The following is a 21,701-nucleotide window of genomic DNA, read 5'->3' as shown; positions in this document are numbered from 1 at the left end:
TCTCACGACAATGATCCGTGTGGAGAACCGAGGGGTGGAAGTCGTGGTCGCCCATCATGATTGCGCGACGCTGCGGGTCGGCGAGGTGTTTCTGAAGATCGACGCCGATCAGGCGCGTACCGATATCGAGGTCGATGCGATGGCGCGGGCACCGATCCCGACCCCGGAGGTCCTGTGGCGTGAGCCTCCTGTGCTCGCGCTCGCCGCGCTGCCCGGAGCGGCGCTCGGGCGCCTCGGGGAGCCGTCGTCGGCGTCGCCGTCGGCGTGGGTCGCGGCCGGGGCCGCCGTGCGGAGCCTGCATGCGGCGCCGCTGCCGCCCGGGCCAGGTCGCAGCGTCGACGAGTTGACGGCGCAGCTCGATGCCGAATGCGCGTGGCTCGAGGCGAACGAGGTGCTTCCCACGGCGGTGATCACCCGCAACCGTGAATCGGCCGAGGCCGTGCTCCGGCCGTGGACACCGGTGTTCACGCACGGCGATCTCCAGGTCGCCCACGTGTTCGTCGACGGCGACGACGTCACCGGCGTGATCGATTGGACCGAGGCGGCCCAGGGCGATTCCATGCACGACCTCGCCACCTTGACGCTCGGACACCCGGAGCACCTGGACCACGTCGTCGCCGGTTACGGCACAACCGTCGACTTCGAGGCCATCCGTGGATGGTGGTCGTTGCGGTGTCTGCGCGGAATCCGCTGGCTGATCGAGCACGGCTTCGACCCGTACTCACCCGGTTGCGAGGTAGACATCTTGCGAAAACTGGCGTTATGCCGGGAAATGTAGGCCACCAGCCACTTTCGGTCAGCACAATCCGTGCCGACGATCGCCCACAGGGCGCACCCGGATGAGGAAGATGCCTCAACGCCTCGCACACCGACACCGAACCTGTGGCGCCCGACCGATCGTGCGCGCCTACTGCACCGGGATCGGCGCGCCAGATTGCGAGACCGGTTTACCGCTCCCTGCGACCAGCACCCGAATGCACGAACCAGGGCAGGACCCTTCATCACCATCGGTGAGCGCGTGACTTCTTACGGCGGCGGGCTGCCCGGAGCGTACTGCCCCACGATCCACCGGCAGATCGCTTCCACGACATACCCCCGCTCGCCCTCATCGAGCGGCCGCCCCGCCGGAATGCCATGCCACCGCTCCAAGCAGGTGCGACAGCACGTCGCCGTGGCGTGCTGGGCGACGAACACCGGGTGCCCGCGATAGGGCGTCTGACGCCCGTCGTTGCGTGGTTCGGCCGGGGCCAGCCTGCGCTCGATCAGCTCCTCGGCATGTTTCCGGACGGTCGCCATACCGCGCAGATCCACCACCGCGCGATCTCGCCCACGCAGCCGGAACTTCGCGCGGAAGTGATGCTGCCCGATCCGCCGCAGCCTCGCATCCAGCTCGTCCATCACAGGTACAGACGTCCGATCACACCACCATGCTCCTCGCACGAGCATCGAGCGATCAACCCGCAACAGGCCGTGGGGACGTGCGCGAAGCACAGTGCCCCCAGGAACCCGGATTGCACCTCAGACCACTGCCTCGCTGGTCGATCGATCCTGAACGGTGATGTTGAACATCCAGCTGATCCCGAATCGGTCCACGAGCGAGCCGGCCTCGTCACCCCACACCTGTTCTGCCAAAGCCAACGTAACGGTGCCACCAACCGCCAGCTTCGCGAGGTAGCTGCGGAGTTCCTCGGCATCCTCCCCACCCAGGAAGAGCGCCACATTGTTCCCCGGCCGGTAGAACGGATGATCCGCCCTGTCCTCCGGATAGTCCCAACCCATCAACGTGTACCCGGCCGGCGTATCGAGCCGCGCGTGCATGACCTTGTCAGCCCCCACGGACTCCGCCGACCCGAAGTCCGCAGCCGTCCCCACTTCCAGTTCCCCACCGAAGACCTCTCGATAGAACTCCATCGCCTCCCGCGCATTACCGTCGAACGTGATGCACGGGTTGAGCTGAGACAGCACTTCATACTCCTTCGGTACCGACCATCGTGTGTTCGATCGGTCGTCACGTCAGGATTTCAAGGAATCGCGACACCTGGTGTCGTGATTATCGGAGTTGTTTCCTACGCGGAGATGGACCCGCTGGACCACCGCCAACAGGACCCCGAGCCGAAATTCAAGCATCGCTCGAGTCTCGACGCGTCGGAGAGATGCGTACCATGACGGCCGTGAATCGGGCTGTCGCTGAGCTGTTGGCCCCGCTGGCTGAGTCGCGTCGGACTCATTCGGTCGCGGTGGGGCGCCGGATGGCGTCTGTAGCGAAGCTGCTGCCTGGCGACCTTCGCGGGGATGCGGTTACGGCTGCCTACCTGCATGACGTCGGTTACGGCCATCCTGACCTCGGATTTCATCCGATAGACGGGGCCCGGTTGCTGCGATCACTCGGGTACTCACCAGTTGTGTGTCATCTGGTCGCGTTTCATACGGCAGCCGAGGTCGAGGCTGAAGTGAGAGGTCTGGACTCGGCCATATTCGACGAGTTCCAACTCTCTGGTGTGGCCGGGCTCGAGAAGGCCGAAGACTTCCTGTGGTGGTCCGACCTGTCGACGGGTCCGAACGGGGAGGATTTCACGGTGGATGAGCGCCTGGCTGAGATCCTGGAACGCTATGAACCGGGCGACATCGTTCATACCGCGATCACGAAGGCGGAACCTCGACTGCGAGCAGCTGCTCAGCGCGCATCGGGATCGATGTAGGGCTCGCTCTCGTTCAGCGCCCAGTCGATCCGCTTGCGCTGGCTGCGGTCCATCGCCAGGGCAGGGATCCGATCGACCGGAACCCACTCGACGCGCGTGCTCTCGCTGCTGGTCATAGGTCGGCCACCGATCGGCTCGCCGCGATATACGACGGTGAATTCCTGACGGACCTCGTCGTTGCTCGTGTAATGGATGACGTGGGTGGGATCGGTGAAGATGCCGACGATTCCGGTGACCTGGATATCCACCCCCGTCTCTTCCCGAGTCTCGCGAACAGCGGTACGAGTGAGCGATTCGCCTGGGTCGTGCGCGCCACCCGGCATGGACCAGTTGCCGTTGTCCGACCTGCAGATCAGCAGGACTTCCCCACCCTTCTGGACAAACGCGGCTGCGCTCGGGCGGACACTGTTCGCGGCCGGTGCGTTGGGGTCCTGGTGATAGTCGATTCGCCGTCCCATGACGTCAGGTTACGGTGCGGCCTGTCTTCCAGACAGCCTCGAATGAGTCCATGTAGTAGGCGAAGAGTCGTCCGCCGGGGACCTTTTGAAGATGTTGAACCGGAGATTTCGCCGCGTACGCACCGTAGCTGTGAGTGTTGACCAACAGCGAGTCGCCGAATCGGTAGATGCTGTTGTAGAGCGTGGTGCGATGCGTCCGGATATCCACCATCGGCAGGTCCATCGTTTCCCGAAGGTACTCCAGCGTCGACGCACACCGCTGCGACAACGAGGGCAAGCCTTCTTCACGTCCCCGTGCCACGATCTGCGGGGAGTCGCTTTCGCCCAGAAGGATCCGGACCTGGACGCCGGCACCGGCTTTGGTACGGACGACGCTCACGAAGTCCAGTGACTCGACGAGAAATCCTCCGGCGTAGACCAATACGTCGATGTGGTCTTCGGCTTGTTTCATCAGCGAGCGCCATACCTCCTGCGGCACCTCGGGCCGGGTCGGCCAAACCTGCACCAGTTCCGAGAGCGAAGCAGCTGCGGACCTGCTGCCGGCCAGCAACACGGGCCACAGGTAGGTTTCGTCCCGGTCGAGGACTCGAGCCGCTTTCAGGCGTAGTCCGGGGTGTGGACACCGGCCCTGCGTGATCCACCGTTCAACGGTTTTCGTGCTGACGCCAAGTCGCTCCGCCAGAGCGTGTTTCGTAAGGTTCGCGCTTGCCATTGCACCCCGCAGCCGCTCATTCGTCATAGCTACGTTCTAACCCAAAGCGTCCCTATGTGTCCCAAATCTTGGGTTATTCCGTCCCTATATGTCGCGGGATTCTTGTCGTGTCGGGGGGCAACTTCGCTCTCCGAGCCAAACAATCCAAGGCCAACACAAGGGGTTTCAATGCCAACCCTCCTCGAGCAGATCACTGCTGGACAACGCGCCCACTCGACAGCCGCATCCTGGGGCGACCATTTGGACTGTAGCCACTCGCAGCCCGGCCAGGCGGCGCCATGAACCACTCGATCGCCTTCGGCTGGATCGACGCCGACATCAGCCGTGCACCCGAATGGGATCGCGCCCAGATACACCGCCTCGCCCGCCACCTCGGGTACCGCCTCGTGTGGTCGGACGGGCGGTCGGTGCTCCGGGTAGCAGACCAGGCACGCAACGCCGCCGCAGATGTGGTGATAGTGCCCGCGCCCGATCACCTCGGCCCACTAGAACTCAACGCCGTCATGAACGTAGCCGACGTGGAAACTGTCTCCCCTCGTCTCAGCTTCGCTCGCTGGGCGTATGCGGAAGGGACGCGATGAGTACCTTCGTCGTCGCCGGTTTCGTGATCGCGATCGCCCTACCGCTACTGGTCATCGCTGCGACGATCTGGTGGCCGCGATGATCGGGGCACCGATCACCTCGCGTGCGAGTACAAGGCCGCGGAAGACATCTCCGTTCGGATACGACCGAGAGCCAGCAGGGCGGAGCTCTCCAATAACCCCCTACAGCATCGCTGCCGACGAAACGGTGATCAACCCGCCGTCCACAAGCAGATCCTGCCCGTTGATATACGCCGCTTCGTCAGAAGCCAGAAACGCCACTGCCGCCGCTACATCCTCCGGTGTGCCGAGGCGCCCGGCGGAGACCGTGGTGGCTATGGCGGATTCGAGCCCTGGTGCGGCTTCGGCGCGGAAGGCCGGGGTGTCGATGTAGCCGGGGCTTACCGAGTTCACGCGGATACGCCGATCGGTGAGCTCGGCGGCGAGGGTTCGAGACAGGCTTTGCACGGCCGCCTTGGAGGCAGTGTAGAGGGCTGCGGCGGGGGCGCCGCGATACGGGGCGAAGGATGCGTTGATCACGATCGAGGCACCGTCGGGCAGCAGGGGCAGTGTTTTCTGAACTGTGAAGTAGGCGGCCTTGAGGTTGCTGTCGAGGACACGATAGAACTCGGTCTCGTCGACCTCCGTGATGGTGTGGAACGCGCCGATGCCGGAGTTCGCGAATACCACGTCCAACCGTCCGAAACGGGCGCCGGCTTCGGCCGTGAGTGCTTCGAGATCGGGCAGGGCGGTGGCGTCACCGGCGATACCGATCGCGCGCTCGCCGAGCTCGGCGACCGCGCGATCCAGCCGCGCCTTGTCACGCCCGGTCACGATCACCGTGGCGCCCTCGGCGATGAGCCGGTGGGCGGTGGCGAGGCCCATACCACTGGAACCACCGGTGATGAGCGCGATCTTGTCTGTGAAGCGAGAGTTGTTGTGCGTCATGCCTCCACAGTGCTCGGCCGCCCGCGCGGGGAACAGTGCGCGTTTATGGTGGGTGTGGCACCACCACCCTGCGAAGGTCAGGCGGGCATCGGCACGGCGGTCCGGTGCAGCTGCCGGAGACGTTCGGTAGTCGGTGTGCCAGGGCGGGGGTTGTACAGCACCAGTTGCCATTCGGCCCGGTCGGCCACTGTCAACGTCGTGACGTCGAAGAACAACGGCCCGGCATCCGGATGACGCAGCGCGTTCACCGCCTGCTCCGGCGCACCGACCTCCTGCCGCGCCCAGAGTTCGGCGAATTCGGGGCTCACCGCACCGAGTTCGTCCACCACCCGGCGGAGTTCGGGATCCCCCGGGCAGACCGCCGCGTCGGCCCGGAACGCGGCCACCACGGCGGCCGCGTTGGCGGCCCAGAGCTCGTTCATCGCGCGATAGCGTGGACTGGTGAAGTAGGTGATCAGGCAGTTGTGGTCGCCATCGCGGTAGTCGAAGACCGCCCGCGCGGTGTCGTTGAACGCCCGCACATTCCAGTATCGATCGCGGAGTACGGCGGGCCGGCCCTCCCACCCGTCGACCAACTGCCGAATCTCCGGTGGCACCGCCGAGCGGGGCGCACAGTCCACCGGCGGTGGGTTCGACCCGGCCAACAGGTAGAGGTGCGCGCGTTCGGGTTCGCTCAGCTGCAGCGCCCGGGCGACCGCGTCGAGCACGCCGGCGGAGACCGTGATCTCGCGCCCCTGCTCCAACCAGGTGTACCAGGACACCCCGACCCCGGCGAGCACCGCGACCTCCTCCCGGCGCAGCCCGGGTGTGCGCCGCCTGCCGGACGCGATGATCCCGGCATCCTGGGGACTCAGGCGGGCGCGTCTGGTGCGCAGGAAGTCACGTAACAGTTCGCGACGGGACGGCTCGAACTCGCTGGTCATAAGCCACGACAACGCCGGTCGCGGTGGGCCTGTTCCCGGTGCGGGCGGGCGGGGCACAGTGCGGCGACCGGTAGCTTGCTCCGTGCCCCGCCGACCCGACAGCGATCCAGGTCGACCTCACGCGGGCCCGCCGAGTGGCGGGTGCTCCAGCACGCGGGGCTTGTATTCGACCAGCTGGGTGCGGCCGTCGAAGGTGCGGTGGTCGGTCATCTCGAGGGCGACGTCCGGATAGCCGTCATAGATGCGTTCTTCACCCGTGGCGCCGGTGATGACGGGGAACATCACGACGCGGAAGCGGTCGACGAGTCCGGCTCGAAGCAGGGAACGGCTCAGGCTGAGGCTGCCGATCGTGCTACGGGTCAGCCGGTTCGGGCTCATCAACTATGGAAAGGAGGCAGCGGATCGTACTGGATTTCCTGACCGACCTCACGCGCGTGGCTGCTGCCGTGCAGCCTGCTCACGAGCCATAATGCGCCGTCGATTCCCGCCGACACTCCTTGAGTACTCAGGACTTTGCCGTCTATGACGAATCGCGCGTCACGGACTACCGTGACATCGCCGCGCGCTTCGAGGGCGTCCTCGTACTTCCAGTGGGTTGCGAGCCGACGGCCCCGCCCAGGACCCGCGGCATGCAGTAAGAACGCTCCGGTGCAGACGCTCGCCACCCACTCGGCCGTGGCCGCCGTCCGAGCGATCCACTCGGTGACGACGGTGTTGTGCGGCTCCGTTTCCCGAGCCGCGCGACCACCAGGAATGAGCAGCACGTCCAGAGGCGGGTGGTCGTCGAGTGTGTGATCCGGCAGCACGCGAAGACCTTTGCTGAAACGCACCGGTTCCGGCCGTTCGGCGATCGAGACGACGCTACCGCCTGCGTTTCGCAAGATGGCCGAGGTGGTGAATACCTCCCAGGGGCCTGCGAAATCGAGTTCTTCAGCTTCGGCAAAGATGAGAATTCCGTACGTTGTCATGTTCCCCTCTACTGATCTCACGCCGCCACACCGTCCCCCGCAGGTCGCCGTCCTCCACGACCCGCGCCCTGGTGAACACGCCGCCCTCCTGCTCCAGTTGCCGGATCAGTCGGTGATGCGTGACGCATGGTCTGTTCCCGGTGATCCCGGCGGCGGACAACAGCATCGCACCGACGCAGACCGATCACCTTCGCCGGCTCACGCGCGTGAAAGGTAGGCGCGCGCAGTGGTTGTAGACCAACGGTGGCGAAACTTCGGCCACCAGTGCGTCCGCAGCGACGGCCAGCTCCGAGGTGGGGAGACCGAGCTGCGCCTCAGCGGCTGGTTTGTCTGTCATCTTTGCTCCTTCCGGGATGTGCGCACTCATTGTGTGCGTGGAAGGAGCAGCGCCCCAGTGGCGAGTTGGCCAGTACATGACAAATTCTGGCCAGCCTCTGTGCTCGACGAGGCCGGAATGATCCGCTCAATCCCTGGAGGGGCCCGTCCTCGTGATCAGGAATGGCGGCGGTGCCGCGATGGTGGCACTGCTTGCCATTCGACTGTCGAGACGTCCGTGCCGAGCGCGGGAAGTGGTAGCGCACTCTGATCACCCCGTAGGCGGCGATAGCATCGAGAGCCAGCGGACGGTGCAGATTGTTCCGCATCCAGTCGAGGATCGGGCCGCAACGAGTTATCCGCGCTCTGCGAATCGGTGTAGGTGATGAATGGCGCCTGACCTCCGTCTCGATGCGGCGGCATCACAAGACGACAATCGGTATCCGCGGCTACCTTGGCGGTGTCGCCGGGGCACATGGCCGCACCGCTCAGATCAGATCAGTTCCATCACCGGTCCTTCGTGCACCGCTCGGTAGATCGCATTTCGGATCGTATTGGCCTGCTCCGAGGTGAGAGTCCGGTCGACGGGACGCAAGACGATCCGCAGCAAGAGGTTGGCTTGGCCGTCCTTCGTGCCGAGCCGCGAACGGGCGGAGTCGGGTAGTTCGCGGTGCGGGGTCCGGCTGAGCACTTCGACGGACTCGATGACGTCGGCGTCGTCGCCGAGGGCCGTCCTGATGCGATCGCCCAGGGTTTCGGCGTCTTCCTCCTCGGCCGCGACCACGGAGATGTCTCGTCGCGCCGCCGGAAGCGGGGAGACGTGCTGCCACGGCTCCAGCGTTCGCATCTGAGTGCCGATGCGCGGGTCCTCTGCCCTGATGTAGCGGATATCAGGAATGGATTTCCGCAGCATCAGCGCCCGTTCCAGACCCATCCCGAGCGCAAGGCCGGACCATTGCTCGGGGTCGAGACCCGATCCACGCAACACGTCAGGGTGAATACGCCCGCACTCGGCGAGTTCCAGCCACTCGCCACGGTGGAGCACATCGATCTGCCGTCCACCCACCGTGTACGGGTGTTCGACCTCGGTCACGGTCCACTCGGCGCCGGGTAGGACAGTCTCGACCAGACGGCCGATCATCGAGAGCAGGTGACCATCGTCGGTGTCGCGGGTGGCGCGAATGCGCCAGAGGTCCACCTGATGCGGCTCGGCCACATGGCTGCGGTCGACGACATCGCGCCGGTAGACGAGGCCGGGAGCCACGATCAGCTCATCTATACCGGTCTGGCCTGCGTAGGCTTCGAGCGCGGTCGGGAGTTGGGCGCTTGTGTGGCTGCGGAGCATGACCGTCGGGCTGATGTACCGGGTGTAGCGGCGCGCTCGCGTGACATCGTCGGGTGCGTAGCCGAGCCGGTCGTAGTTTTCGCGCACTGGCACGATGGGCGAGTCACGGACGTATCGGACCGTACAGTCCCACTCGGTATGCAGCCCGATCACAACGGCATCGAGAAGGACTTGCATCGCGTGCTCACCCTGTGCAGGGTCGGTGAGGTCACGGATGCTCAGTGCACGGGAAAGCTGGTCAGAAGTCAGATAGTTGGCGTGCGACATGAGGAGATCTCCGGAACGGGATGCGGACTGTCGAAGGAAGGGAACTCCCCCGGCCGCGCCTGCGGAGATCTAGGCGCTACGCATGCGCATCGATGCCCCGCGGCCATGTGCCGGCCGGGGGCTACGAAATCGCTGCTGCCTGAGCACGACACCACAGTACATGACAGACGGCGGGCGCGCGAGGTGCGGGATCGGCGGCGGAAGAACCGAGATCTCGGTCACGCCAACGAATTCCGAATTCGACATCGACTTCTCTGCACGACTTCACTACTGCCATTCGCCCGGGTTCGCCGCCGCCGCGCCGGCACCAGCAACCCGCCGACATCAGATCTTCGGCACACCGAACGCGGACACCAGTCTCAGCAAGCGAGCGGAGGTTTCGGCGCACAGCCCTCCCCCGCCCGCGCAACCTCGAAACACCGCACAGCGAACAGGTAGAACCGCCCGTCCGGACGATGAACGCCGGGCGCGACCCGCGATTCGCGCTCCCGGCCGGCTGTGCGAAAAGACCGTCGGGCAGAGGAAGCCCTGCGAGGAATGAACACGGCTCGGCTGAGCTGACCGCGATTACCTTGCCGCCCGGGCTCGCTCGCGCTCCTGCACCTGCTCACGGGCCCAGCCATACCAGTCGCGGCGGAAGGCGATGAACCTTTTGCTGTATTCGAGCACCAGATGTCCGTAGAAGGAGAAGTCGTCCTCACCCCACGCGATCGCATCCTCCATCTCCACGGTTTCGGTCATCGCCTTCCCGAGGGTTTCGACCTGGTGGTCGAGGAAGCGAACAGCTGCCTCCGGCCCGAGCCGGCCGAGCAGGAACATCCGCATCATCGCTTCGTCGCGGCGCGCGGGCTTGGGATCGGTCTCGGTCAGCCAGCGCAGCAGCTCGGCGTTGCCACGATCGGTGATGGCGTACTCCTTGCGGCCTCGCGGCCCTTCCGCGGCGATCTCGACCAGGCGATCGTCGGTAAGTCGGGCGAGTTCGCCGTAGATCTGACTCTGGGTGGCGGCCCAGACATTGCCCAGCGAGGCATCGAACAGCCTTACCAGGTCGTATCCACTGGCGCCGTCCAACTCCGCGACCAGTCCCAGCACGGCGTAGCGCAGACTCATACCGCGATCCTACGACCCTTCCTTGACATGTCGAAATAGGACGGTTTATTTTCGACATGTCGCAAGTGGAATATCGAAGGTTTCACTGTGTGCGAACTCCTGTGACGATGAAGCCCGAGACTCCCGAACTCGGCGCCAATGGCGGCGATTGTGCCCAAAGGTGCAGACACCACGCCTCTCCCGCACACCAGCGAGATCATGGAGAACAACGATGCCCCCTACCAGACCAGCCTGGCTGACCGGCCACCTCGCGCCTGTGCCCGATGAGATCGACGCGTTGGACCTCGAGGTGACCGGCACCCTGCCCGACGAGCTGACCGGCCGCTATTTCCGCAACGGACCCAATCCGGCACCGGGGCAACCTAACGGGCACTGGTTCGCCGGAGCCGGCATGATCCATGGGGTGCGCCTGCGCGGAGGCCACGCCGAGTGGTATCGGAACCGCTGGGTACGCACGACCGCCTTCACCGATCGCGCGCCATTCATTCGCGAGGATGCCACCATCGACCGGGCAGCAGTGAGCGCCAATACCCACGTCATCCCCCACGGCGATCGTATCTTCGCCTTGGTCGAAGCGGGATTCCCCTACGAAGTGACTCCCGAGTTGCAGACCGTCGGCCCCTGCGACTTCGGCGGACGCCTCGACACGGCCATGACTGCTCATCCGAAACTGGACCCGAGCACCGGCGACCTGCTGTTTTTCGGCTACGGATTCCAACCGCCCTACCTGACCTATCACCGGCTGTCGGCAGCGGGACAGCTGGTCGAGAGCCGCGAGGTCGAGGTGCGGGGCCCGACCATGATGCACGACTTCGCGATCACCGAGAATTACGTCATCTGGCTGGACCTGCCGGTTACCTTCGATCACGAAATGGCAATCGGCGGTGTGACGATGCCCTACCGCTGGGACGACGAGTACGGGGCTCGACTCGGCGTCATGCCGCGCGGAGCCGGGCCCGTCCAGTGGTTCGATATCGAGCCCTGCTACATATTCCACATCGGCAATGCCTACGAACGCGACGGCGCGATCGTCATCGACGGCGCCCGCTATCGCCCCGAGGATTTCGCTGCCGTCTGGACCACGATCGGCGGCATATCATCCGCCTCCGCGGACACCCCGGCCGCCGGAGCGCGATTGCACCGGTGGACGCTGCACCCGGCCACCGGCGTGGTCTCCGAGGACAGCCTCGATGACCGCGCGATCGAGTTCCCGACGCACGACCTCGCCGTCACCGGTCGTGGCTACCGCTACCTCTACACGGTGAGCTCGGGGGCGATCGTGAAGTACGACCTCGATACCGGTCGAGCGATCATGCGCCGCGCCGAGCACCCCGGCGAGGCCGTCTTCGTTCCCGCTGAAGGCCGCCGGGCCGAGGACGAGGGTTGGCTGCTCTCGCTCGTCGGTGCCGAGCTCGTCATCCTGGATGCCCACGAGCTATCCCAGGTGGGGTCCGTGCGCCTCCCGCGCCGGGTACCCGCTGGTTTCCACGGCAGCTGGGTTCCCGACCCGGACTGAACCTTCCGCGCACAGCACGGCGACGGGCCACGCGTGGTGACGCACCCAACCCCTGGACTTCAAGCCGACTTGAAGTTGCACGATGGTTGCGACACCGTCTTCGAGACGGGGAGCCAATTGTGCCGAAACTAGATCGGATCATCGAGTCCGCGCTGTACGTCGACGACCTCGATCGTGCCCGCGAGTTCTATACCGGGATGTTGCATCTGAAACCGATACTCGACGCGGATCCGTTGTGCGCGTTCGATATCGGTGGCGACAACGTGCTGCTGCTGTTCCGCCGCGCGGGATCGCTCCAACCGAAGGTGCTGCCCGGACCGGACCTGCCGAACGGCGAAATCCCGCCCCACGATGGCAGCGGTCGGCTCCATGTGTGCTTCGCCGTCTCCGAGGACCAATTGGGCGAATGGGAAGCTCATCTGATCGCGCACGACATCCCGATCGAAGGCCGGACCAACTGGGCACGTGGCGGACGCAGCATCTACTTTCGCGACCCCGACGAGCACCTCCTCGAGCTCATGACACCGGGCAACTGGCCGACCTACTGAATCTCCCGCGTCGGAGCGGATCGCGAACCCGGGAAACCGGCCCGGACGTTCCCGGCCGGCGGCCGCCAGACCTCACGCGGGCCCGCCGAGTGGCGGGTGCTCCAGCACGCGGGGCTTGTATTCGACCAGCTGGGTGCGGCCGTCGAAGGTGCGGTGGTCGGTCATCTCGAGGGCGACGTCCGGATAGCCGTCGTAGATGCGTTCTTCACCCGTGGCGCCGGTGATGACGGGGAACATCACGACGCGGAAGCGGTCGACGAGTCCGGCGCGGAGCAGGGAGCGGCTCAGGCTGAGGCTGCCGATCGTGCTGAGGATGCCCGAGCCGTTCGCCTTCATGGCGCGGACCGCCTCGACGGCGTCGTCGCGCACCAGTGTGGAGTTGGCCCAGGTCAGTGGCTCCTCGAGGGTGGAGGAGAATACCACCTTGGGCGCTTGGGTGAGCTCGTCGACGGAGGCCTCTTCTTCGGGCCTGAACTCGTCTTGACCGTCCGGGACCTGGCCGGCGGCGAAGCCCGACATCAGGCGGTAGGTGTTCGCTCCCATCAGGTAGGTGACCTTGGGCTGCTCGCCGAGCCACGCGAGGTATTCGGGGCCCTCGAGGCCCCAGAAACCGGGCCATCCCTGGCCCGAGGCGTAGCCGTCGAGAGAGGTGATGAAGTCGACGAGAAGCTCCGACATGGTGGTGTCCTTTCTACGGTGTCACCAGCTCTGACCGATCGAGAACCACAAACTCATCGGTGGCGCCGCGAGGCAGTCGGCAACGCCGAAATCCGGAGTGGTTGCTTCCGGTCACAGCAGCTCACGAACGAGTGGTGCTCGATCGACTGCCGAGTCGACCGAGGGCGATAGTCGATTACGCACGTCCACCTGGCGGTCAGCGGCGTCACCGCTCGACTCGGCTGACGCAGCTGGAGACGGGCCTGCGGCGTGGCCGTCGAAACACCTCGCCCGCAGGCGTTTACACCACGGCCACGGCATCGATCTCGACAAGGCACCCCGGGTTCAGGCCGGCCACCACGTGGACGGTGATGGCCGGCGGCGGGTCCGCCCGGTTCCATACTTCTTGAAAGGCGGCCACGCCCTCGTCGAACGTGTGACCGTCCACCACCGCGATTCGCCAGTGCACGATGTTCGCCAGGCTCGCTCCCTCACTGTCCAGGATGGCGATCAAGTTGCGGAAGGCCTGCCGGGACTGCTCGCCGACCGTGGAGCCGACAACCTTGCCGTCGGCGTCTACGCCGTTCTGGCCGCCGATATAGATCGTCTTCGTGAGCTGTTCCACCACGACGGCCTGGCTGAAGGCCGGGCTGCGATGCAGGCCCTCGGGGTTGATGTGCCGTACGGCCATGAGTTTCCTCCTCGATCGACGAAACCTGTTAAAGCGGTTTCGGTACGACACCAGTTATAGTGGGTTCATGCGAGCGAATGCAACCGGACGGGTGCTGCGCGACCCCAAGGGCGGGTCGTTCCGGTTCGACGCCGGCGCCGTCTGCCTGGACTTCGCCCATACCGGCGGTGAGGGCGAATACGCGAAGTTCGAAAGCCTCCACGAGCCCGACGACCTCGCCGAATGGTTGGCAGCGCCGCCCCTGTTCGCGCTCCCGACGGCTCCCGTGACCGCCCGCGAGCTGACCGCGGCGAAGGCCCTGCGACAAGCGATCTGGGAGGCCGCCCATGCCCGCGCGGACGGCCGACCACTCCCCGCGAGCGCGGTCGAAACCATCAACCGCGCCGCGGCCGCGACGCCGCTGACGCCCGCGCTGGCCACGGACGGTGCCAGTGCCGAATGGGCGGCCCCGGTGCGAGCCACACAGGCACTGTCGACGCTCGCCCGCGAAATGATCGAACTACTGACCGGCCCGCTCGCGGGACGAATCCGCGAATGCGCGGGAGACAACTGCCCCCTGGTTTTCGTGGACACCTCCCGCCCCGGCGCCCGCCGTTGGTGCGCCATGGAACGCTGCGGCAACCGGCACAAGCTTCGCGCCCTACGCGCCCGCCAGGCCGAACAGCGGTGATCAGGATCGAACACCGCCGATCGCGGCGGACCGGGAACAAGTGTTACTCGATCTGAGGGTCGGTCCAGGGAGTCGATTTCGGCGGTCATCAGACAGCACGAGAGCATTGAAGCGTTGAGCCCGCAGCACTGGCGCCTGTTTCATCCGACTCGGAGACCGGCGGGGCCGCCCTTCCGACCGCCCCGCAGCGGCGCGCCGACGTGATGCATATGCCTCAGCGCCTCACGGTAGGAGGCGATCAACCCCGTCTCGTGGTATGGCACACCGATTTCCGCGCAGTAATCGCGCACGATGACTTGGGCGTGGCGCAGGTTCGGGGTCGGCATGCTGGGGAACAAGTGGTGCTCGATCTGGTAGTTCAGACCACCGAGCGCGATGTCGGTCAGTGTGCCGCCCTTGACGTTTCGGGAGGTCAGTACCTGACGCCGCAGGTAGTCGGGGCGTTCGTCGCCGGTCAAGGTCGGCATGCCCTTGTGGTTCGGCGCGAAGATGCAGCCCATGTACACCCCGAACAGCGCTTGGTGGACGACGAAGAACGCGAAGGCCTTGTCCACGGGCAGGACGACGAACAGGGCCGTCAGGTAGACGGCGAAGTGGCCGAACAGCAGCGCGCCCTCGAGGACACGGTGTTTGACCGATCGGTTTCTGAGCGCGCGCACGCCCGCGACGTGCAGGTTCAGGCCTTCCAGCAGCAGCAGCGGGAAGAACAGGTACGCCTGCGCCCTGCCGATGAGGCGCGGCAGCCCTCGGCTGGCCTTCGCTTGCTGTTGCGACCAGACGAGAATGTCGGGCGCTACATCGGGGTCGAGTTCCTCGTGATTCGGGTTGGCGTGGTGGCGGGTGTGTTTGTCCTGCCACCAGCCGTAACCCAACCCGATTCCGGCATTGCCGACGACTCGGCCGACGATTTCCGTCGGGCGACGCAGCCGGAAGACCTGCCGGTGCGCGACATCGTGCATGACCAGAGCGACCTGAGCGAAGGTCACCGCCATGAACGCCGCCACCAGCAGCGTCCACCACGAATCACCGACCAGGGCGAATGCCGCCCAGCCGGCGAGGAAGGCGAACCCGACGAGACCGAGCCGGACCGCGTAGTACACCGGCCGCCGGTCCATCAGGCTTGCCTCGCTGACCCGGCGAAGCAGTGGGGCGTAGTCACCGCCGGCGACGCCGCGCCGCGCCGGCCGTGGAGGGGACAAGGTAGGTGTGGTCATAGAGCTTCCTCGGAGTCGGGGATCCAACCCGCGCGATGCACGGCCGACCGTCGGATGTCGGTCGGCGCCCGGCCCGTAGCGGGCCCTGCGGCGCGGCGATGTCGTTACTCCGAAGCTATGCGCCCTTTTCTCGTCCTCTGTAATCCCCTGGTATGACGTCGAATAGCGCCGGGGTGTGAGATCGGTGCGCAAGAGCGCCAGCGTGGATCGAACTGACGTCCGCAACGTTCCGGAGCAGTCCGAGGCCCGATAACCCGTTCGGTACACGAGGCCGGTCGCGCAGACCTACGCCCGGGAGGACAGCCACTCGAGCGCGCGCTCGGCTCCTGACCGGTACCGCTGCGGGACCGACGGCAGGCGTTCCGCGATCACCCTCGAATCCACTAGGCCTGCCTGCAACAGCGCAGTGACGAAGTTCTGATCCTTCTCACGTAGGGCGCACAGTTTCGCTACGCACAAGTCCTCTTTGTCGAGGCACCAGCCAGTGAACTGCGGCTGGCCGGACGGGGCCGCCGTATTGACGTTACGGACTTTGACCAGCCGGTTCCGCCACCCGGCCGGGAGAGCGGAGGTCTCCAGATCGACGCCGTCGATGCTGAATCCATGGAGTTCCTCGAAAGGTGAGAACTCACCGGCGACGCCTTCGATGAGGTCGGCGAGACGCGCCGTCTCGACATTGTCATCGGCGATCGGGAGGATGTCGATCTCCATGGACATCGTCGCGTCCGCGGGGAGTTCCTCCTCGCGGTAGGTTCCGAGGATCGACTGGGAGCCCACGACGATCACCTCGGGCTTGCCGATGATCTGGCACGCGGTCCGGATGGCGTGCTCCAACTGGCGGCGGCGCATCAGCCGGCACGCAGCAACTCGGCGCGCTCATCCTGCGGCAGCAATCCACCCATCGGAGAGACCTCGCGCATCTCGATGGAGTCGCGATCCAATCCGGTGAGGACGCGATGGAGACCGGGCACATCGCCGCGTTCGATCAGTGACTCCCAGCGGTCGATATTGCGGGTGTGAGGCTGCCCGGAGACTCCGTCACGCAACCGCTGCAGGTTGCGTTCGATCCGCGGACGCCACGCTTGAAGGGTCGACCGGTTCAGGTGAGTCGAAAGCTGTCGGTGTAGCCGCCATGACCGGTGTTCGGAACGCGTGAGTTCAGGCGTGATCGGTCGCCGGACGATCTCCAGGCAATACCCCATGCAGGACAACAGCCTGGAGAGTTGTTCGTCGCTCATGTTCACCGTGCCGGAAAGGAATTGGCTGATGCTGGGTTGACGGATGCCGCTCACACGCGCCAACTCGGACTGAGTGGTGCCCGTTTCGAGCATCACCTCACGAAGAACTTCACGCCGATCCGACATACACCTAGTATAGCGCAGCATGCTATATAGCAACAGACACTATGGAGCACCCAGCACGACTCTTCAGTGCCCAAGGGTTCGTTTGCATCTCCGAGGGGGGCGCGCCGTAGAAACCTGCAGGCGACGCCCCCTGTGTGCTTCGAGGCCCTGATCCCCCGCTCAGTTCGCGTAGGCGCCGCAGGAGATGTCGATCTGCGTGTCGGTGATCGAGCGGGCCCGGTCGGAGGCGGCGAAGGCGGCGACGTGGCCGACGTCGGTGCGGGTGGCGGCACGCTTGAGCAGGGTGGCGTCGATCATGGACTGCTTGGCAGGTTCGGTTTGCGGGATGTCGGGCAGGGTTTCGGGGATGCCGCCGGTGCGCAGCGTGAGCACGCGGACGTTGTGCTGGCCGAGTTCGCAGGCCCACTGCCGGCGCAGCGCCTCGATGGTGTCGCTGCCGATCTGGACGTTGCCGAGTCCGGGCATCTTGCTGGCGTAGTCGGAACCGCCGAAGAAGAGAATGACCCCGGATTCCTGGGTGACCATGTGCCTGGCGGCGGCCTTCGTGGTGTTCAGCTGGGAGGTGAGCAGCCGGGAGATCGAGTTCGCGAAGGCCTCCACCGGGAGGTCGGCGAGCGGGCCGAACAATGCGTCCTGGGAGATCACATTCACCGAAATGTCCAGGCTGCCAGCCTTTTCGACAACGGCGGCGGCGTGATCGTCGACGGCGGACCCGTCCAACACGTCGACCACGGCGGTTTCCGCGCGGCCGCCGTCGGCCCGGATCTTGTCGGCCACGGCATCCAAGGTGGCGGCCGTGCGGCCGACCAGGAAGCAGTTGGCGCCTTCGGCCGCGAAGCTCGCGGCAATGGCAGAACCGATGGCGCCGGCCGCGCCATAGATGACGGCGGTTTTGTTGTCGAGGAGCATGTGCGTCTCATTTCCGTGTGCGGTGACAACCTGACGCGAGCGACGCTATGTCGACAGTACGACCGGCCGCATCGGTCGATCGACTGGTGTGTGGCGGCGGTGTACGGGGCCGAATGGGTAACCGGGCGCCCGGGCCTACAGCCGGAACTGCGCGAGATCAGCTCGGCGGGTGATTCCCAGCTTCGGGTAGGCCTTGTACAGGTGATGGCCGATGGTGCGCGGGCTGAGAAAGAGCCGGGCACCGATTTCCTTGTTGCTGTATCCGGCGGCGGCCAGGCGCACCACCTGCGTTTCCTGCGGCGTCAGCTGGGCGAGCGGATCGGTGCGCCGCGGCGCGGTCGGTGGGTCGCCGAGTGCGGCGAGTTCGGCGTTCACCCGCGCCAGCCAGGCCCGGGCGCCGAGCTGGTCGAAGGTGTCGAGCGCCTCGACCAGTTGAGTGCGCGCCTCGGAGCGTCTGCGGCGGCGGCGCAGCCACTCGCCGTAGACCAACTGGGTTCGCGCGCGATCGTAGGGACCGCCGTGCTTGTGGTGCTGTGTCAGCGCCGTCGCGTAGAGGTCACCAGCGTCGTCGCCGGTCGCCAGTAATGCGCGGCAGCGCGATCGCAGCGCCGACGGCAAGGCGGTTCCGACGCTCTCGGCCCACTGTTCGAAGCCGGCGAGGTGATCGCGGGCCCGCTCGCGACGACCAGCACGCACGGCCGCCTCGACGTGGTCGGGGACCGCGCGAATCAGGAAGTCGTATGCGGCGGGCCCGGAGCACACGCTGTCGAGACGGTCGAGCGCGGCCTCGAAGTCGCCCGCGGCCAGATCCGCGATGGCGACTCCCCATTCGGCGAGCGCCGCATGTGTGCGATGGGTCGCGGACAAACTCGCCCGGATCTCCCCGGCCAACGCCCGACACTCCTCTCCGCTCACCGCCGCCAGCCACACCTCGATCGCCCGCAGTGCGCCCGCCTCGATCGGCATGCCGATCTCCGCGCTGAGCGCGATCCCCTCGGCTACCGCCGATCTGGCTTCACCGAAAGCCCCGGAGAACATCTGCGCGAGCGCGGCCACTTCGAGCCCGTACGGCACCCAGTGCAGCTCGCCGATCGCACGCGCGCCCGCGATCATCTCGTCCATCACGGCGGCCGCTGCCGCGTCGTCGGCCAGCATCAACGCGCTGAACGCGGCGACCACCTTGTGCAGATCATCGACCGTATCGCCCTGCGCGGCAGCGACTTGCGCGGCCATCACCTCGACGGCTGCCGCGGCCGCACCGCCGAGCAGGTCCGCCCAGGCGATCTGGGCGGCCGCGTGCGGACGCAGCGGCGAATCATCCAGAAGCCGAAGGGAATTCAACAGCTCGGTGCCCCGAAGCAGGAGGTCACGGTCGGCCGCGTCACGCGCGCAGCAGAGCGCTTCGGCCAGGAAGAACGCCGCGCGTTCGGGATCGACGTCCGCGATCAGTTCGGCAGCCCGCAGGCTGAGTTCGGCATCCGCGGCGGGCGAGGTGCGCTCGTATTCGACCTGGGCTCTGATATGCGTTGCGTCCGCGATGATTCCGAGGTCGTCGGTGAGCGCGGCGGCTTCGGCGGCCAGCCGGGTCGCGCGGTCCGGTTTGCCCGCATCGTAGGCGGCGCGCGCGGCCAGCAGTATGCGGTTGGCCTTGCGCTCCGGGTCCACGCTCAGCCGCCCGGCGCGGTCGTATGCCGCCGAGACCGCCATGGCACCGCCCCGTGCCTGCTGCCGGCGCGCGGTCTGCTCGAGCACAGCGGCCACGCTCTCATCGGGCTTCGTGGTGGCCGCCGCGAGGTGCCAGGCGCGGCGGTCGGCGTCCGCCGGCGCGGTCAGCGCCACCGCGAACCGCTCGTGCACGGCGATCCGCTGATGGTGCGGCGCGTTCCGGTAGACGGCGGCGCGGATGAGTGGATGCCGGAACTCCAGGCGATCGCTGTCCACGCTCACCAGTCCGGCGCGCTCGGCCGGCTCCAGATCCACACCCGACAATCCGAAGCCGGCGGCGACGCCGAGCACCGTGCCGATATCGGTGCCGCTGTCGGCCGCCGCGATCAACAGCAGAGTGCGGGTGCCCTCGGGAAGGTCGGCGATCTGCGCGCGGAAGCTCTCCTGCACTCGTGAGGTGGCGGCCAGCGGGCCGACTTCATGGCCTGGATCCAATCGCCCGCTGGTTTCCGCGGCGCGGCGGGCACTACCCAGTTCCTGCAGAGCCAGCGGATTACCGGCCGATTCCGCCAGCACCCGCTCGCGGCCAGGCACGGTGAGGCCCGGCGTGTACCGATCGAGCAGTTCGGCGGCTGCGGCCTGGGGCAGACCGGTCAAGCGCATGCTCGCGATGCCAGGAGTCGGGAAGGGCACCGCGGTGTCACGCACCCCGAGGATCATCGCAACGGCGTCCTCGCCGAAACGCCGGGCGGCGAACAGCAGTGCGTCGATGGAGCTCTGATCGACCCACTGGGCGTCGTCCACGAGCAGCAGCGTCGGCGTCTCGGCGGCCAACTCCGCGAGCAGCGTCAATGTCGCGGCGCCGACCAGGAAGCGGTTGACCTCGGCCGCCTCCGCCTGGCCGAACGCCGCGCGCAGGGCCGCCGCCTGCGGTCCGGGCAGCCGGTCGATCCGATCGGTGAAGGGGTTCAGCAGCATATGCAGCACCCCGAACCCCAATTCGGCCTCGGATTCGACACCGACACCACGCAGTACCCGCATGCCCTCGGCCGCTTCACCGGCGTACCGGAGCAGCGCGGACTTCCCGATGCCCGCCTCCCCGCGGATAGCCAGCGCACGGCCGTGCCCCGCCATCGCATCGGCCAGCAGGTCACGGATGCCGACCTGCTCGACGTCCCGTCCCACCAGCATTCGGTCAGCATAATCCCGGTCGGTGGGCGCGACCGGGGTCGTCCAGCCCGCATGGGCGCCGGGCGGTCCGGAGAGCCGAGCAGTGGAATCGGCCGATTGTTCCCACCGCAGCCGCGCGAGAGCGGGCCGGGCGGCAGCGCGATCGTCGTCGCGCGCCCGACCATGCTCGCTGTAACAGCAGTTCCCGGTCATGACGAACGGCGCTCGGACCACCACCGGACACTCCGCACGACCGGAGCGACCACGAGGGCGCCTCACATTCGCCCGGACCGCGTCGTCGGAGTGCTGAAGCCATGCGTCGGTCGCCAGGAATGGCGATCGCGGACGGAAACTCGAACGGAGACATGATGACGTCGAATGAGCGGGAGATCCGGGCGCTGCTGGCGAGCCGGACCGAGGCACAGCGCTCGAAGGACATCGATCGGCTGATGACGTTCTATTCGCCCGACATCGTCTACTACGATGCCGTCGCACCGCTGCGGTTCACCGGAACCGATGAGGTGCGCCGCAATTTCGTGCGATGGTTCGACGGCTATGACGGTCCTGTCGGCCTGGAAACCCATGACCTGTCCATCGTCGCGGACCGTGATGTCGCATTCGCGAATATGCTCCACCTGGACTCGGGTAAGCACAAGGGCGGCATCGAGCTGTCGATCTGGGTGCGAGAAACCGTCTGCCTGCGGCGCTCGGACGGTCAATGGTCGATCACACACGAGCACATTTCGATCCCGTTCAGCCCGAAGAACTTCCAGATCTGGGTTGCCACCGAGAAGGACTCGCCCGTCCGGGGCGGCAGGACGATCTTTCATCTGGCCGTCAGCGGCTTGGCCGCTCGTTTCGGCCTGCGCAGACGGCTGCCGGACCGGCCACAATGATCGGTCCGAACTCGAGCGAGCACGGCCGGATGCATCCGCCGGACGGCTATACCTCGGCGCGTGAACGCGAGCACA

General features: G+C 66.3%; 23 protein-coding genes and 1 pseudogene. 7 read left to right on the top strand and 17 right to left on the bottom strand.

Annotated features, from left to right (window positions below):
- Positions 1 to 19 precede the first annotated feature (19 nt).
- A complete protein-coding gene (locus GV790_RS02005; RefSeq protein WP_309138970.1) occupies positions 20 to 778 on the top strand; it encodes a phosphotransferase family protein in 759 nt (252 codons plus the stop codon).
- Positions 779 to 1,026: 248 nt separating this feature from the next.
- Here GV790_RS02005 and GV790_RS02000 read toward each other — a convergent pair whose 3' ends face one another.
- Together GV790_RS02000 and GV790_RS01995 are read right to left on the bottom strand one after the other, a co-directional pair.
- Positions 1,027 to 1,398, bottom strand: coding sequence for a DUF4186 domain-containing protein (locus GV790_RS02000; RefSeq protein WP_163809765.1), 372 nt, complete (start codon positions 1,396 to 1,398; stop codon positions 1,027 to 1,029).
- 120 nt (positions 1,399 to 1,518) lie between these two features.
- On the bottom strand, positions 1,519 to 1,965 hold the full coding sequence (locus GV790_RS01995; protein ID WP_163809763.1) for a VOC family protein: 447 nt from the start codon (positions 1,963 to 1,965) through the stop codon (positions 1,519 to 1,521).
- Positions 1,966 to 2,171: 206 nt separating this feature from the next.
- On the opposite strand from GV790_RS01995, the gene GV790_RS01990 reads away from it, so the two are divergent.
- Positions 2,172 to 2,699, top strand: a complete 528-nt coding sequence (locus GV790_RS01990) for an HD domain-containing protein (protein WP_163809761.1) — start codon at positions 2,172 to 2,174, stop codon at positions 2,697 to 2,699.
- Here GV790_RS01990 and GV790_RS01985 read toward each other — a convergent pair.
- Entirely contained in the window at positions 2,675 to 3,157 is a 483-nt protein-coding gene (locus tag GV790_RS01985; RefSeq protein WP_163809758.1) for an NUDIX hydrolase, read from the bottom strand. The genes GV790_RS01990 and GV790_RS01985 overlap by 25 nt on opposite strands.
- Positions 3,158 to 3,161: 4 nt before the next feature.
- Positions 3,162 to 3,896 (bottom strand): helix-turn-helix domain-containing protein, encoded by a 735-nt coding sequence (locus GV790_RS01980; RefSeq protein WP_163809756.1) that lies wholly within the window; start codon positions 3,894 to 3,896, stop codon positions 3,162 to 3,164.
- 251 nt (positions 3,897 to 4,147) lie between these two features.
- Here GV790_RS01980 and GV790_RS01975 point away from each other — a divergent pair, with 251 nt between their 5' ends.
- A complete protein-coding gene (locus tag GV790_RS01975) occupies positions 4,148 to 4,450 on the top strand; it encodes a hypothetical protein (protein ID WP_163809754.1) in 303 nt (100 codons plus the stop codon).
- Between the two features lie 183 nt (positions 4,451 to 4,633).
- On the opposite strand, the gene GV790_RS01970 is transcribed toward GV790_RS01975, so the two are convergent.
- The 6 genes and pseudogenes from GV790_RS01970 to GV790_RS01945 all read right to left on the bottom strand — a co-directional run bounded on the left by GV790_RS01970 (position 4,634) and on the right by GV790_RS01945 (position 10,326).
- Positions 4,634 to 5,398: a glucose 1-dehydrogenase gene (locus GV790_RS01970; protein WP_163809752.1), complete on the bottom strand. Its 765-nt coding sequence runs from the start codon at positions 5,396 to 5,398 to the stop codon at positions 4,634 to 4,636.
- A 77-nt stretch (positions 5,399 to 5,475) separates the two neighbouring features.
- Complete coding sequence (locus GV790_RS01965) at positions 5,476 to 6,321, bottom strand: helix-turn-helix transcriptional regulator (RefSeq protein WP_163809750.1); 846 nt, start codon at positions 6,319 to 6,321, stop codon at positions 5,476 to 5,478.
- A 117-nt stretch (positions 6,322 to 6,438) separates the two neighbouring features.
- Positions 6,439 to 6,675 (bottom strand): annotated as a pseudogene (locus GV790_RS01960) (dihydrofolate reductase family protein); the annotation flags it as partial.
- Between the two features lie 23 nt (positions 6,676 to 6,698).
- On the bottom strand, positions 6,699 to 7,289 hold the full coding sequence (locus GV790_RS01955) for a DJ-1/PfpI family protein (protein ID WP_163809748.1): 591 nt from the start codon (positions 7,287 to 7,289) through the stop codon (positions 6,699 to 6,701).
- Positions 7,290 to 8,097: 808 nt separating this feature from the next.
- Positions 8,098 to 9,216 (bottom strand): PheS-related mystery ligase SrmL, encoded by a 1,119-nt coding sequence (gene srmL, locus GV790_RS01950; RefSeq protein ID WP_163809746.1) that lies wholly within the window; start codon positions 9,214 to 9,216, stop codon positions 8,098 to 8,100.
- Between the two features lie 567 nt (positions 9,217 to 9,783).
- Positions 9,784 to 10,326: a PadR family transcriptional regulator gene (locus GV790_RS01945; RefSeq protein WP_163809744.1), complete on the bottom strand. Its 543-nt coding sequence runs from the start codon at positions 10,324 to 10,326 to the stop codon at positions 9,784 to 9,786.
- A 211-nt stretch (positions 10,327 to 10,537) separates the two neighbouring features.
- Between GV790_RS01945 and GV790_RS01940 the strand changes: the two genes are divergently transcribed.
- Both GV790_RS01940 and GV790_RS01935 read left to right on the top strand, forming a co-directional pair.
- On the top strand, positions 10,538 to 11,842 hold the full coding sequence (locus GV790_RS01940; protein WP_163809742.1) for a carotenoid oxygenase family protein: 1,305 nt from the start codon (positions 10,538 to 10,540) through the stop codon (positions 11,840 to 11,842).
- Positions 11,843 to 11,961: 119 nt separating this feature from the next.
- Positions 11,962 to 12,390 (top strand): VOC family protein, encoded by a 429-nt coding sequence (locus GV790_RS01935; protein WP_175585768.1) that lies wholly within the window; start codon positions 11,962 to 11,964, stop codon positions 12,388 to 12,390.
- A 72-nt stretch (positions 12,391 to 12,462) separates the two neighbouring features.
- On the opposite strand, the gene GV790_RS01930 is transcribed toward GV790_RS01935, so the two are convergent.
- Both GV790_RS01930 and GV790_RS01925 read right to left on the bottom strand, forming a co-directional pair.
- Complete coding sequence (locus GV790_RS01930; RefSeq protein WP_163809740.1) at positions 12,463 to 13,068, bottom strand: dihydrofolate reductase family protein; 606 nt, start codon at positions 13,066 to 13,068, stop codon at positions 12,463 to 12,465.
- A gap of 280 nt (positions 13,069 to 13,348) precedes the next feature.
- Positions 13,349 to 13,738 (bottom strand): RidA family protein, encoded by a 390-nt coding sequence (locus GV790_RS01925; protein ID WP_163809739.1) that lies wholly within the window; start codon positions 13,736 to 13,738, stop codon positions 13,349 to 13,351.
- 67 nt (positions 13,739 to 13,805) lie between these two features.
- Between GV790_RS01925 and GV790_RS01920 the strand changes: the two genes are divergently transcribed.
- Positions 13,806 to 14,408 (top strand): CGNR zinc finger domain-containing protein, encoded by a 603-nt coding sequence (locus GV790_RS01920; protein WP_175585781.1) that lies wholly within the window; start codon positions 13,806 to 13,808, stop codon positions 14,406 to 14,408.
- A 140-nt stretch (positions 14,409 to 14,548) separates the two neighbouring features.
- On the opposite strand, the gene GV790_RS01915 is transcribed toward GV790_RS01920, so the two are convergent.
- From GV790_RS01915 to GV790_RS01895, 5 genes are all read right to left on the bottom strand, one after another.
- Entirely contained in the window at positions 14,549 to 15,622 is a 1,074-nt protein-coding gene (locus tag GV790_RS01915) for a fatty acid desaturase family protein (protein ID WP_163809737.1), read from the bottom strand.
- A 285-nt stretch (positions 15,623 to 15,907) separates the two neighbouring features.
- The gene (locus tag GV790_RS01910; RefSeq protein ID WP_163809735.1) at positions 15,908 to 16,471 is read right to left on the bottom strand and encodes a DUF6036 family nucleotidyltransferase; all 564 of its coding nucleotides are present in this window, start codon (positions 16,469 to 16,471) and stop codon (positions 15,908 to 15,910) included.
- Positions 16,471 to 16,986 carry a helix-turn-helix domain-containing protein gene (locus GV790_RS01905; RefSeq protein ID WP_228815129.1) on the bottom strand — a complete coding sequence of 172 codons (516 nt, stop codon included), beginning with the start codon at positions 16,984 to 16,986 and terminating at the stop codon, positions 16,471 to 16,473. Before GV790_RS01905 ends, GV790_RS01910 begins: the two co-directional genes overlap by 1 nt.
- 159 nt (positions 16,987 to 17,145) lie before the next feature.
- Entirely contained in the window at positions 17,146 to 17,895 is a 750-nt protein-coding gene (locus GV790_RS01900; protein WP_163809734.1) for an SDR family NAD(P)-dependent oxidoreductase, read from the bottom strand.
- Between the two features lie 135 nt (positions 17,896 to 18,030).
- Positions 18,031 to 20,751 (bottom strand): helix-turn-helix transcriptional regulator, encoded by a 2,721-nt coding sequence (locus tag GV790_RS01895; RefSeq protein ID WP_163809732.1) that lies wholly within the window; start codon positions 20,749 to 20,751, stop codon positions 18,031 to 18,033.
- A gap of 347 nt (positions 20,752 to 21,098) precedes the next feature.
- Between GV790_RS01895 and GV790_RS01890 the strand changes: the two genes are divergently transcribed.
- On the top strand, positions 21,099 to 21,626 hold the full coding sequence (locus GV790_RS01890) for a YybH family protein (RefSeq protein ID WP_163809731.1): 528 nt from the start codon (positions 21,099 to 21,101) through the stop codon (positions 21,624 to 21,626).
- Positions 21,627 to 21,701 lie beyond the last annotated feature (75 nt).

This window comes from Nocardia cyriacigeorgica (genome assembly GCF_010858045.1).
GTDB lineage: Bacteria > Actinomycetota > Actinomycetes > Mycobacteriales > Mycobacteriaceae > Nocardia > Nocardia cyriacigeorgica_E.
The sequence above is the reverse complement of the archived record's forward strand: the minus strand, read 5'-3'. Positions and strand labels throughout refer to the sequence as shown.